This window comes from Hyphomonas chukchiensis (genome assembly GCF_000682695.1).
Classification (GTDB): Bacteria; Pseudomonadota; Alphaproteobacteria; order Caulobacterales; family Hyphomonadaceae; genus Hyphomonas; species Hyphomonas chukchiensis.
Window position 1 is genome coordinate 81,645 of the sequence record NZ_AWFG01000012.1, and the last position, 12,387, is coordinate 94,031.

Here is a 12,387-nt window from a genome sequence, read left to right on the forward strand (position 1 = left end):
GAGACAAGGGACAAAGCGTTCCCTTCGGATTGTACAAATGGCGTGCCAATACTACAGATCCGGCGAATTTTTCGCGTTTGGGGATATGCCAGGCTCAGTCGGGCAGTAGACCGGGCTTCCATCGTACATATCTATCGCTATGGTGCGCCGCGAACACGAGGATAGGCAGGATCAATGGCCGGCAAGACACTTTATGACAAGATTTGGGACGCGCATGTCGTCCACACGGATGCGGCTTCAGGCGAGAGCCTGCTCTATATCGACCTGCACCTTATTCATGAAGTAACGACCCCTCAGGCCTTTGACGGGCTGAAGCTGGCTGGCCGCAAGGTGCGCCGGACCGACCTGACGCTGGCCGTGGCCGATCACAATACGCCGACCGAGAACCAGGCGGCCGGCCTTGCAGGCGTCAAGGATCCGGAAGCGCGCAACCAGCTGGAAACGCTGACGCGGAACGTGGCCGAGTATGGCATCGAATATTTCCCCATGGGTGATATCCGCAACGGCATCGTGCATGTTGTGGGCCCAGAGCAGGGCCGCACGCAGCCCGGCATGACCATCGTGTGCGGTGACAGCCACACGTCGACACACGGCGCCTTTGGCGCGCTGGCGCATGGCATCGGCACGTCGGAAGTCGAACATGTACTGGCCACGCAGACGCTGCGCGCGCGCAAGATGCAGAACATGGCCGTGGAAGTGACGGGCAAGCTGCGCGACGGCGTGACCGCCAAGGATCTCGCGCTGCACATTATTGCGCAGACGGGTACGGCGGGCGGCACGGGCTATGTGATCGAGTATCGCGGCGAGGCGATCAAGGCGCTGTCGATGGAAGCGCGCATGACGCTGTGCAACCTGGCCATTGAAGGCGGCGCACGCGCTGGCCTGATCGCACCGGATGAAAAGACATTCGAATACATGAAGGGCCGCCCGGCGAGCCCGAAGGCTGGCGCGTGGGACGTGGCGACCAGCTACTGGAAGACACTCTATTCCGATGACGATGCGGCCTGGGATACGGTGATCCGGATTGATGGCGCCTCGGTTGAGCCGACCATCACCTGGGGCACGAGCCCGGAACAGGCGATCCCGCTGTCGGGCAAGACGCCTGTGCCGGAAGAGATTGCCGATCCGGTCAAGCGCGCAGCCGCCGAGCGGGCGCTCGATTATATGGGTCTTGAGGCAGGCGTGCCGATTGCCGGAACGCCGGTGCAGCGGGTCTTCATCGGCTCGTGCACGAACAGCCGGATCGAGGACCTGCGGGCGGCGGCGGATGTCGCCAAGGGCCATCATGTGGCCGAGGGCGTGCGCGCCATGGTCGTGCCGGGCTCTGGCCTTGTGCGGGCGCAGGCCGAGGCCGAAGGGCTCGATATCATCCTGATGGAAGCCGGTTTCGAATGGCGTGAGCCGGGCTGTTCCATGTGCCTTGGCATGAACCCGGACATCCTGTCGCCGGGCGAACGCTGCGCATCGACCTCGAACCGCAATTTCGAAGGCCGTCAGGGCCGGGGCGGGCGGACACATTTGATGAGTCCGGCGCTGGCGGCGCGCGCGGCGATCAATGGCGTGCTGGGCTGACCGCTCGGGCAACGCCAGATACGGCGATTTCAAAGTGCACGGTCCTCGCACATAATGAGGCCAATCAAGCGAGGAAACGCGACATGACCCGATACACATTGCATGGCATGTTTGCCTCAGGGCCGACCTACAAGGTTGGCCTGATGCTGAACCTGACCGGCACGCCCTATGATTACGAGCATGTCGACCTGCGCTCGGGCGCGCACAAGGCCGACGCCTTCCTCTCCAAGAACCGTTATGGCCAGGTGCCGGTGCTGGAGGATCACGAGAAGGACATCTGCCTTTGCCAGTCCTCCGTCATTCTCGACTATCTCGCCGACGAGACCGGCCAGTTCGGCGGCAAGGACCGGGCCGAGCGTCTGCGGGCCCGCGAGTGGCAGCTGTGGGGCACGGGCCAGCTGTCCATCGGCATTTTCCGGACCCGCGCCCAGAAGCTGGGCTTCTTTGATTTTCCCGAGCAGGTCGTCGCGGCCAATCTGGCCAGTGCGACCAATGCCCTGAAGGAACTGAACGGTCTGCTCGAAGGGCGCGACTGGCTCGTTGGCGGCGGGGTCACCATTGCTGACGTGGATATTTATGGTGTCGTCGCGTATTCCGGCCAGGCGCAGATAGACCTTGCTCCGTTCGCCCACGTGCGCCGCTGGATGTCGCGCGTCGAGGCCCTGCCCCGCTTCAAGAGCATCGACACGGCGCTGCCGAAGGAAAGCACCAAGGCATGATCACGGGGCTGGACCATATTGTTCTGGTCTGCCCGGAGATTGCGTCGGGCACGGCGGTCTATGCCGCCCTGCTTGGCCGTGCGCCTGACTGGGAGGCGGTCTCGGCAGATGGCGCAGCGACGGCGATCTTCCGCGTGAACAATACGGCGCTTGAGCTGATGGCCCCGGATGGCGACGGGCCGATGGCGCAGCGTCTCGGCGAGGTCATTGCCGAGGACGGGCCGGGGCTGAAGAGCCTTGCCTTCCGCACCGGGGATATTGAGCATGCCCATCATCGCCTGACGCGTCGTGGCCTGAAGCCGCACGAGATCATGCCGGGCGACAGCACGAGCGAAATTGCAGGCAAAACGCGCAACTGGCGGCGTTTTCGGTGTTCAGACGATGAGACAGCCGGTGTGCGCACGTTCCTGATCGAGCATCAGACGGGCGAACTCGAGGCGGCCGATGCGCCGGATGATGCTGTGTCAGGCCTCGACCATATTGTCATCAATACGCCCAATCCTGACCGGGCGGCGGCGCTTTATGGCGCGCGCCTTGGGCTTGACCTTGCGCTCGACCGGACCGCGCCGGAATGGAAAACGCGTTTCCTGTTCTTCCGTACGGGCGGGCTGACCTTCGAGGTGATCAACCGTCTCGGCGAGACACCGGACATATCCGGTGCGGATTCCATCTGGGGCCTGACATGGGAAGTGGCCGATCTGGCGGCGGCGCATGAGCGCCTGCTGGACGCTGGCTTCGACGTGTCCGGACAGCGCAAGGGGCGCAAGCCCGGAAGCAATGTCTTCACCATTCGAAATGGCACGCTGAATGTGCCGACCCTGTTCATCTCGCATGACCCGCATTAGGATAACAAGATGAAAGCCTTTCAGACCCTCACTGGTACTGCCGCTCCCCTGATGGAGAAGGGCAAGCTGATGTCGAATGTCGACACCGACATGATCATCCCGAAACAGTTCCTGAAGACCACGACGCGCACCGGCCTCTCCAAGGGCCTGTTCCACGAGTTGAAAACCAAGGCGGATGGCTCCGAAAACCCGGATTTCGTGCTCAACAAGCCGCAATATGCCAAGGCGAACATCCTGATTGCGGGCGAGAATTTCGGCTGCGGTTCGTCGCGTGAGCATGCGCCATGGGCGCTGCTGGACCAGGGCATTACCTGTGTCATCGCGCCGAGCTTTGCCGATATCTTCCACAATAATTGCTACAAGAACGGCATCCTGCCCGTGCGCCTGCCGGTGGATGTGTGCGCTGAGCTGGCGGCGCAGGCCGGCGGGGCGAACCATGTGTTCACGATTGACCTTGAGACGCAGACGGTGACGACGCCGGACGGTGTCGTGCACAGCTTTGAAGTTGATGCTGGCCGCAAGTCCAACCTGATGGCCGGCCTCGACGAGATTGGCGCGTCGCTGACATCTGCGGCGGAGATTGACGCATTTGAAGCCAAGCGGCGGCACATGACGCCCTGGCTCGAACGCGCGGGCTGAAACGAGCGAAACAGGAGGATAGTCATGGCGCGCTGGAAATCGGTTCTTCTGTCTGCGGCGTGCCTGACGGCGCTCGGCGGCTGTCACAATGACCCGTTCAGCATGAAGCCTGAGACAAACGCGACATTGCCGAAGAAGGCGCCGCCTGTAGAGCCTGTTGATGATGCTGAGGATGCCGAGGCGCCCCGATGATCCTGATCGAGGGGACAGTGCGCATCCCGCCGGCCAATCTGGAGAAGGCGCGGGGCGTGATGGAACAGATGATCCGGGCGAGCCGGGCCGAGGCGGGATGTATCGACTATGCCTATAGCGTTGATGTGCTGGATCCCGGCCTGATCCGCGTGAACGAGCGCTGGGAGAGCCGCGAAGCCTTGGCGGCGCATTTCAAGACGGCGCACATGGCCACCTGGCGCTCCTTCTTCCCCGAACTGGGCATTACGGACCGTTCCTTGCGCCTTTACGAGGCCGATCCTGAACCCATCTGAGTCCCTTCCCGGACCGTTCCGGGGCAATCTGCTGATTGCGTGACCGGGTGCGGGGCGTTAGAGGCGTGTCTTCTGCTGCGCCCGCGCGGCAAAGACCCATATCCAGGAGGCCCGCGCCCATGTCATCGCAAACAGTGTTGCTTCTGCCCGGAGACGGTATTGGCCCCGAAGTGATGGCGCAGGCGCGCCGCGTGGCCGAAATCCTTGTGCCGGATATCAAGTTCGAGACAGGCCTTGTCGGCGGCGCTTCCTTTGACATGCACGGCACGCCGATGGCCGACGAGACGCTTGAGAAAGCGCGGCATGTCGATGCCGTCCTGCTCGGCGCCGTCGGCGGACCGAAATGGAATAATGTCGCCCGCGACAAGCGCCCGGAGGCGGGACTGCTGGCCATTCGCAAGGGGCTCGACGTGTTTGCGAACCTGCGCCCGGCCTATTGCTTCCCGGCGCTGGTCGATGCGTCCAGCCTGAAACGCGAGATCATCGAAGGCCTCGACCTGATGATCGTGCGCGAGCTGACCGGTGACGTGTATTTCGGCGAGCCGCGCGGCATCGATGTGGATGATGAAGGCTATCGCCGCGGCTATGACACGGCGCTCTACACCCATCCGGAAATCGAGCGCGTGACGCGCGTGGCGTTTGACATTGCGCGTGAACGCAAGGGTCAGGTGTGTTCGGTCGAGAAATCGAACGTGATGGAATCCGGCCTGTTCTGGCGTCAGGAAGTGACGCTCGCGCATGCCGAATTTGGCGCGGGCATTGAACTCACGCACATGTATGCCGACGCCTGCGCGATGGAGCTGGTGCGCGCGCCGAAACAGTTCGACGTGATCCTTGCCGGCAACCTGTTCGGCGACATCCTCTCGGACGAAGCCTCGATGCTGACGGGCTCGATCGGCATGCTGCCGTCGGCCTCGCTGGGAAGCCCCGGCACGCCGGGTCTTTACGAGCCGGTGCACGGTTCGGCGCCGGACATTGCGGGCCAGGGCATTGCCAACCCGTGCGCCATGATCCTGTCGCTGGAAATGGCGCTGCGCTGGTCGCTGGACCGCGAGAAGGCAGCCGATGCGCTGTTCGCTGCGGTCGGCAAGGCGCTGGAGAATGGCGCCCGGACCAAGGACCTCGGCGGCGATCTCAGCACCGAGGGAATGGCCGACGCGATCATCGCGGCGCTCTAGCAACTGACCCCGCAATTGCCGCTGACCTGCGGCTGTGACATCTTCCTCCAAAAAGAAGACTTGGAGGAAACACGATGACCTATGCAGGCAGCCGCCTTGTGCATGATGCTGACAGCCATTTGATGGAGCCGAGCGACTGTCTCGATCCCTATTTCGACCGCAAGCTGCTGGCGCGCTACCACGATCTTCCGGTCTATAAATGGAAGAAATCCTTCGACGCTTTCGTTAATGGACAGCTGGCCGCGCATGACGATGCCGCCTTTCGCGCGGGCGTCGCGGAGAACATTCTCCTGCGGAAGAATTACGAAGCGCATGGCGCCTTCCGCCGGGAAGACCGTCCTGACGTGCTCGATCTTCTCGGCTTTGCCAGCCAGCTCGTTTTCACGACATTCTGCCTTGGCAATTTCGGGCTGGATGAGGGCGACGACATGGAGCTCTGCTATGCGGCAGCCGAAGCGCACAACCGGATGATGACCGACTTTTGCGCGGTCGACCGGCGCCTTCTGGCCACGGCCTATGTGCCGCTGGAGGATATCGAGCGGGCGGTTCAGACGGCGCGCAATGCCATCGAGATGGGGGCGAAAGCCCTTATGGTGCCGTCGAAATGCCCGCAGCATCATGCGCCAAGCCATGTCGGTCTCGACCCGGTCTGGGCCATGGCGGAGGAGGCGGGCCTGCCGATCCTCTTCCATGTCGGCGGCGAGGACAAGCTGAACCCGGTCTACAAGGAAAACGGCCTGCCGCCGGTGCCGGATTTCCATGGCGGGGACGATAATTTCACGTCCGTGAGCTACATGCCGATCCCCTCGGCCGTGATGCAGACGCTGGCGACGATGATCTTTGACGGCGTGTTCGACCGGTTCCCAAACCTGAAATTCGGTGCGATCGAGCTTGGCGCCGCCTGGGTGCCGGGATGGATGCGATCGATGGATTCGGCGGCCCATGCGTTCATGCGCAACGAAACACGGCTGCAGAACCTGTCGGCGAAACCGTCAGAGATCGTCCGCCGGCAGTTCCGCGTGACACCCTATCCGCATGAGGATGCCGGCTGGATCATCGCGAATGCGGGCGAGGAGATATGTCTCTTCTCGTCGGACTATCCGCACGTTGAAGGCGGCCGTAATCCGCTGAAGCGCTTTGACGAGAGCCTGAAGGGCGCATCGACGCGCGCTGTCGAGGCCTTCTATTCCGGCAATTTCATCGACCTGATGGGCGAGGGTCTCGCGCCGGATCTACGTGTGCCGCAGCTTGCTCGATCAGCCTGACCTCTATAACTGAGATCGGTGGGCGGGGGATGTAAAATGGCTGAGAACACGACAAGCGAGGGGAAAGAGGAAGTTCTGCAACAGCGCAGGACGCGTATCGAGTACTTGGCTCTCATTGCTGAAATCGTGAGCGCAATCGCCGTCGTCATTTCGCTCGGGTTTGTGGGCCTCCAGTTGCGCGGCGGCAATACGGTGATGCTTCGCAACGAATCCAATGCGACGATGGCGCAATGGTCCACCTTTCGCGCCTCGGTCTATACCGACCGCGACACGGCCATGATTTTCCAGTCCGGAATGGATGCGACCCCGCCGCTGGACGCGGCAGATAGGCTGCGTTTCCTGTATCTGATGCGCGAGCATGCTTGGGCGACGTTCCAGATATGGGATCGGGCGAGAAAGGGTCTGGTGCCGGACGCGAATTTCCGGATGGGAGCGGCGCCGGATTATCTGCGTGTGATCTGTACGCCAGGCGGCGCTGCGGCATGGGCAGAAATCAAAGCCGAACTGCCCGAGCCCTATGTCGCAGATATGGATGGGTTAGCTGTATCCTATGCCCAAACCCGAGGGGTCGTGTGCCAACCGGCGGCGGAATAGGGCCGATCAGCTATAGTCGGCGATGCGGCAGAGCAGGTTGCCGCGGAATTCGAAGAAGCTGGCGCCACGGATTTTCACTGTTTCACCGGCGCGAACGCCATTGGGCAGGTCGACGGCGGCCTTGCCTTCGAATTCGATCTCGGCGGCGGCCTTGCCGGCGCCAGTCACGACATTGACCAGCCGCTGGCGGCGATAGGAAAAGGCATTGCCCGAGAGGTCTGCCACCTGACGCATCATGTCCTTTCCATCGAGCCGCATGGACTGGCCCGAGTTCGAAATGTTCTCGAACACGACATCATCGGTGACGCAGTCGATCATGCCGTCAATGTCGCGGGCGTTGTAGCTGGCAATGTAGCGGGCGATTATGTCGTCAAGCACGCATGGGTCTCCTTGGGCCTGGGGCAGGGATAAAAGGCTGCATAACACATAACACGATGGCAACAGGCTTTGCACATGGGACAAGAATGCGTCATAAGCCTGCGGCTTACACAACGGAGTTTAATATCATGGCCACGCGGATTGCAGTTGTCGGTGCTACAGGGAATGTCGGACGCGAACTTCTGAACATTCTGGATGAGCGCCTCTTCCCCGCAGACGAAGTCTTTGCTGTCGCGTCCCGGCGCTCGATTGGCAAGGAAGTCAGCTATGGCGACAAGACTCTGAAGTGCCACGACCTTGAATCCTTTGACTTTAAGCGCGTTGACCTCGTGCTCATGTCGGCCGGTGGCACGATCTCGAAACAATGGGCGCCGAAAATTGCGGCGGCCGGGGCCATCGTGATCGATAACTCGTCTGCCTGGCGCATGGACAAGGACGTGCCGCTCGTCGTGCCGGAAGTGAATGCCGATGCGGTGATGGGCTACGCGAAGAAAAACATCATCGCCAATCCGAATTGCTCGACGGCGCAGCTGGTTGTGGCGCTGAAGCCTATCCATGATGCAGTTGGCATCACGCGTGTCGTGGTTGCGACCTATCAGTCGGTTTCCGGCGCCGGCAAGGATGGCATGGACGAACTCTGGAACCAGACCAAGGGCATCTTCGTCAATGACGAGCCGACGCCGCAGGTCTTCCAGAAGGATATCGCCTTCAACGTGATCCCGCAGATCGATGTCTTCATGGATGACGGCTTCACCAAGGAAGAGTGGAAGATGCGCGAGGAGACGAAAAAGATCCTCGATCCTGCCATCGAACTCGTGGCGACCTGCGTGCGCGTGCCTGTCTTTGTGGGCCATTCCGAAGCCGTACATATCGAGATGGCCGGCCCGATGAGCGCCGCCGAGGCCAAACGCCTGCTCCGCGAAAGCCCGGGCATCATGCTGGTCGATGATCCGAAGGAAGAGCTCTATATCACGCCGAAGGAATGCGTCGGTGACTGGGCGACCTTCATCAGTCGCGTGCGCAAGGATCCGACCGTCGAAAACGGTCTCGCCTTCTGGTGTGTCTCGGACAATCTTCGCAAGGGTGCGGCGCTGAACGCCGTTCAGATTGCGGAAGAATTGCTGAACCGCGGCGTGCTGAAAGCCGAGAAACAGCCCGTTACGACGGGCTGAGCCGCGACCGGCCTTTCGGAGTGAAGCAAAACTAAGCGCTCTGCGCAGCAAGAATTGGGTGGCGCCGCATGGCGGCTGCGCCTACATCGCGGCGCATGAGCACTTCGTCATCCCTTCGCCTCGGTTTTCCGGCTGCCCTTGGCGCCTATGTCATCTGGGGCTCGCTGCCGCTTTATATCCGGGCGATGAGCCATGTCGGCGCGGTGGAGCTGCTGGCGCACCGGATCATCTGGTCGATCCCGACAGCGATCCTGTTGATCGCGGTTGCCGCCAACTGGCGCGACATCCGAACGGCGTTCAAGTGGGAGAACCTGAAATGGCTGGCCCTGTCGGGCCTTCTGATCGGGGTCAACTGGCTGATCTATATCTGGGCGGTGAACCAGGGCCGGACCATGGAGGCCTCGCTCGGCTATTACATTAACCCGCTGGTCAATGTGCTGTTCGGCATGCTGATTTTCTCGGAGCGCCTGCGCCCGGCGCAATGGGTTGCCGTGGTGATCGCGGCGATTGGCGTCGGCGTGATGACAATCGCGTTCGGCCACATACCCTGGGTCGCGCTGGGCCTGTGCTTCTCGTTCGCGTTCTATTCGGTGATCCGGAAGAAGGTCGCGATCGACAGCCGGGCGGGATTTCTTGTCGAGGTTGTGGTGCTTGCGCCGCTCGCCCTGGCTTGGTTCAGCTGGTTCCTGCAACAGCCGGAAGGCCGGTTGATGGGTGAAGGCGGCTGGGACAACCTGCTGCTGGTGCTCGCCGGGCCGATCACGGCGACACCGCTGATCCTGTTCGGGCTCGCGGCAAAGCGCCTGAAGCTCTCCACCATCGGCATGATGCAATATATCGGGCCGACACTTCAGTTCCTGATTGCGACGCTGATCTTCCGCGAGGCGTTCGGATGGACGCATGCGATTGCGTTCGGCTGTATCTGGGCGGCCCTGGCCATTTTCACGACCGACAGTGTTATTGGCGAGGCCAAGGCGCGTCGCCTTGCCCGCACGGCGCGGCCTGCATGAAAAAAGCCCCGGCCGCTGGGAGCGTGCCGAGGCAGGATTCGCATGATGGGTTCAATGAACCCAAGGCTGGCTTTGCAATGCCTGTGCCAGAAATGCACCATTAGCCCCGATGGGTCGAAACGCCGATCCAGATCGCAATCGCTGCCAGCACGAGGGCAAACCCGATACGGGCAGGCAGCGATGTGCGCCAGCGCTCAAGCGCCGTGCCCAATCCGGCGCCGAGGAAGACGATGCCGACATGGATGATGATTGCCACGGCCAGGTGGATGAGGCCGAGCAGGATAATCTGTGCCCAGACAGGGCCGGAAGCGGGATCGACGAACTGACCGACAACGACGATATAGAAGAGCAGGGCCTTGGGATTGAGGATATTGGCGATCAATCCGCGCCGGAAGCCTTCCTGCCCGCCGCCCTGAACCGCTGAGGCCGATCCGGTATCTGCAAAGGCTTCCCATGCGAGATAGAGCATGAAGGCGACCCCTGCCCAGCGCAGCGACTCATAGAGTACAGGCGATTCTGCGAGCAGTGCCGAGGCGCCTGTGGCTGCTGCCATCAGCTGGATCAGCAGGCCGAGCGTCACGCCCGCCACAGCCATGAGTCCGGCCCGCCAGCCCGACTTTGCGGAGAGGGCCGCCAGCCAGCCCATATTGGGACCGGGTGTCAGTTCAACCGCTGCCATGGCGATGAGGAAGGCAGCCCAGTTGACATGGCCGAGCATGTCAGAGGCAACCGTAGACGGCGTTGACCAGCGCGACAGCGCGAGGGTCGCCGACAAGGACATTGGACTGCTTGTTCATGACATAGACGCAGGTGAGGCGCCGGTCGGAATCGGCAATCGCCATGGATCCGCCCCAGCCGCAATGGCCGAGAGCCTCAGGGTTTGGTCCGAAGAAGCCATGCGTGTTGCGCATGATGCCAGCGCCGAAGCTGGTCGACATGTTGAGCACGAGGTCCGGTCCGTCGACGCGGGAGCGGACGAGACTGGCAAAGGCCTCATCCGGCATCAGTGCCTTGCCCGCAACTGCGCCGCGATGGGCATAGGCATTATAGAGCGCAGCGACGCTTGCGGCGGTGCCGTGGCCATTCGCCGAGGGGATTTCGATCTCGCGCCAGATGGCGCCCCCGCGATTGGGCGAGGACCATTTGGTGCCGAAGGCGGCTTTCTTGGGGTCTGTCATCTCGCCGATTGAAGGAAGCGCCGTCGGCCGTTTGATGTCGGCGCAGCGGTCATGCTCGCTGGCCGGCAGGCCGATATGGAAATCAATACCGTTCGGCGCGCAGACGTTTTCGCGAAGCCATGTGCCCAGCGTGACGCCGCTGATGCGCCGGAACATCTCGCCGACGACATAGCCCCAGGTCGTCGGATGGTATCCGTGGGCAGTTCCAGGTGGCCACATGGGCGGCAGGGCGGCCAATGCGGCGGCGCAGGCGGGCGGATCGAGCCAGAGGTCAGGGTCGATCTCGTTGATGAAGCCGGGCAGGCCTGCCTGATGGCTGACGAACTGGCCGATCGTGACGGCGTCTTTACCCTCTGCGGCAAATTCAGGCCAGATTTTGGAAATCGGTGTTTCATATCCTTCAGCGAGATCCGCCACCACGGCTGCAAGGACGAGCGCGGAAATGCCTTTTGTCGTCGAGTAGACGGGCACCAGCGTTTGCGCGTCCCAAGGACGCTCCATCTTCCGGTCAGCCCAGCCGCCGAGCAGGTCGACAATGGGTTCACCGTCCAGCAGCACCGCGAAACCGGCGCCAAGCTCGCCATCATCCTCGAAATTCGCTTCGAAAGCGTCGCGGACGGGCTCGAAACCGGTGGCAACATGTCCTGATAGCGGAAACTCTGTCATGGCGGCCCTTTGGTCATCTTGATCTTTTTGAACAATGAGGCCACCCCTTCCCCAATCGCAAGTCAACCGTCAAGGACCGCCCATGTCAGCCCAAGCCCACCGTCCGCGCCGTTCCTGCCTCTACATGCCCGGCGCCAATACACGCGCACTGGAAAAGGCAAAGGACCTGGCGGCCGATACGCTGATCTTTGATCTGGAAGACGCCGTTGCGCCGGAAGCCAAGGCGGAAGCGCGCGCCGCTATTCTCAGCGCCGTTCAGGGCGGCGGCTATGGCCCCCGCGAGATCGTCGTGCGCATCAACGGTCTCGACACCGAATGGGGCGCGGACGACCTGAAAATGGCGGCAAAGTCTGGCGCAAACGCCATTCTCGCGCCGAAAGTCGTCTCCGGGGCGGATATTGACCGGTTGGACAAGGCACTTACGGCGGCTGGCGCGCCCGCCGATTTCGGGCTTTGGGTGATGATCGAAATGCCGCTCGCGATCCTCAATATCCAGGAGATTGCCGAAGCCGCGCACCGCACGCGCCTGACCACATTCGTCATGGGCACGAATGACCTGGCCAAGGAATATCGCGCACGCCCAACGCCTGACCGGCTGGCCTTCCAGACAGCGCTGGGCCTCAGCATGGCAGCGGCGCGGGCCTATGGCCTTATCGCAATTGATGGCGTCTATAATGACATCAAGA

At 62.0% G+C, this 12,387-nt stretch carries 15 protein-coding genes; 12 read left to right on the forward strand and 3 right to left on the reverse strand.

Annotation, left to right across the window (positions count from 1 at the left end; all coding sequences use genetic code 11):
- Positions 1–174: 174 nt before the first annotated feature.
- The 9 genes from leuC to HY30_RS05090 all read left to right on the forward strand — a co-directional run bounded on the left by leuC (position 175) and on the right by HY30_RS05090 (position 7,297).
- Entirely contained in the window at positions 175–1,572 is a 1,398-nt protein-coding gene (gene leuC / locus HY30_RS05055) for a 3-isopropylmalate dehydratase large subunit (RefSeq protein ID WP_034737765.1), read from the forward strand.
- A gap of 83 nt (positions 1,573–1,655) precedes the next feature.
- Positions 1,656–2,291, forward strand: coding sequence for a glutathione S-transferase family protein (locus tag HY30_RS05060; RefSeq protein ID WP_081812059.1), 636 nt, complete (start codon positions 1,656–1,658; stop codon positions 2,289–2,291).
- Positions 2,288–3,136, forward strand: coding sequence for a VOC family protein (locus tag HY30_RS05065; protein ID WP_034737769.1), 849 nt, complete (start codon positions 2,288–2,290; stop codon positions 3,134–3,136). Before HY30_RS05060 ends, HY30_RS05065 begins: the two co-directional genes overlap by 4 nt.
- Before the next feature lie 9 nt (positions 3,137–3,145).
- Positions 3,146–3,775, forward strand: a complete 630-nt coding sequence (gene leuD / locus HY30_RS05070; protein ID WP_034737771.1) for a 3-isopropylmalate dehydratase small subunit — start codon at positions 3,146–3,148, stop codon at positions 3,773–3,775.
- 24 nt (positions 3,776–3,799) lie between these two features.
- Positions 3,800–3,967 (forward strand): hypothetical protein, encoded by a 168-nt coding sequence (locus HY30_RS19950; RefSeq protein ID WP_155839251.1) that lies wholly within the window; start codon positions 3,800–3,802, stop codon positions 3,965–3,967.
- Positions 3,964–4,260 (forward strand): putative quinol monooxygenase, encoded by a 297-nt coding sequence (locus HY30_RS05075; protein ID WP_034737774.1) that lies wholly within the window; start codon positions 3,964–3,966, stop codon positions 4,258–4,260. The genes HY30_RS19950 and HY30_RS05075 overlap by 4 nt, the downstream gene beginning before the upstream one ends.
- A gap of 119 nt (positions 4,261–4,379) precedes the next feature.
- Positions 4,380–5,438: a 3-isopropylmalate dehydrogenase gene (gene leuB, locus HY30_RS05080; protein WP_034737776.1), complete on the forward strand. Its 1,059-nt coding sequence runs from the start codon at positions 4,380–4,382 to the stop codon at positions 5,436–5,438.
- 74 nt (positions 5,439–5,512) lie between these two features.
- Positions 5,513–6,703, forward strand: a complete 1,191-nt coding sequence (locus tag HY30_RS05085; protein ID WP_034737779.1) for an amidohydrolase family protein — start codon at positions 5,513–5,515, stop codon at positions 6,701–6,703.
- A gap of 36 nt (positions 6,704–6,739) precedes the next feature.
- Positions 6,740–7,297 (forward strand): hypothetical protein, encoded by a 558-nt coding sequence (locus HY30_RS05090; protein ID WP_034737781.1) that lies wholly within the window; start codon positions 6,740–6,742, stop codon positions 7,295–7,297.
- A gap of 6 nt (positions 7,298–7,303) precedes the next feature.
- Here the strand turns inward: HY30_RS05090 and HY30_RS05095 are convergent, their stop codons facing one another.
- The gene (locus tag HY30_RS05095; protein ID WP_034737783.1) at positions 7,304–7,675 is read right to left on the reverse strand and encodes a nuclear transport factor 2 family protein; all 372 of its coding nucleotides are present in this window, start codon (positions 7,673–7,675) and stop codon (positions 7,304–7,306) included.
- A 128-nt stretch (positions 7,676–7,803) separates the two neighbouring features.
- On the opposite strand from HY30_RS05095, the gene HY30_RS05100 reads away from it, so the two are divergent.
- Positions 7,804–8,847, forward strand: a complete 1,044-nt coding sequence (locus tag HY30_RS05100; RefSeq protein WP_034737785.1) for an aspartate-semialdehyde dehydrogenase — start codon at positions 7,804–7,806, stop codon at positions 8,845–8,847.
- A gap of 95 nt (positions 8,848–8,942) precedes the next feature.
- Entirely contained in the window at positions 8,943–9,857 is a 915-nt protein-coding gene (rarD, locus tag HY30_RS05105; RefSeq protein WP_034737787.1) for an EamA family transporter RarD, read from the forward strand.
- Positions 9,858–9,957: 100 nt separating this feature from the next.
- Here rarD and HY30_RS05110 read toward each other — a convergent pair whose 3' ends face one another.
- Positions 9,958–10,632, reverse strand: a complete 675-nt coding sequence (locus tag HY30_RS05110; RefSeq protein WP_241765651.1) for a LysE family translocator — start codon at positions 10,630–10,632, stop codon at positions 9,958–9,960.
- Positions 10,577–11,701 carry a serine hydrolase domain-containing protein gene (locus tag HY30_RS05115; protein ID WP_034737789.1) on the reverse strand — a complete coding sequence of 375 codons (1,125 nt, stop codon included), beginning with the start codon at positions 11,699–11,701 and terminating at the stop codon, positions 10,577–10,579. Before HY30_RS05115 ends, HY30_RS05110 begins: the two co-directional genes overlap by 56 nt.
- 82 nt (positions 11,702–11,783) lie before the next feature.
- On the opposite strand from HY30_RS05115, the gene HY30_RS05120 reads away from it, so the two are divergent.
- Positions 11,784–12,387 (forward strand): HpcH/HpaI aldolase/citrate lyase family protein (locus tag HY30_RS05120; protein ID WP_034737791.1); only part of this gene is annotated, 604 nt, incomplete at its 3' end.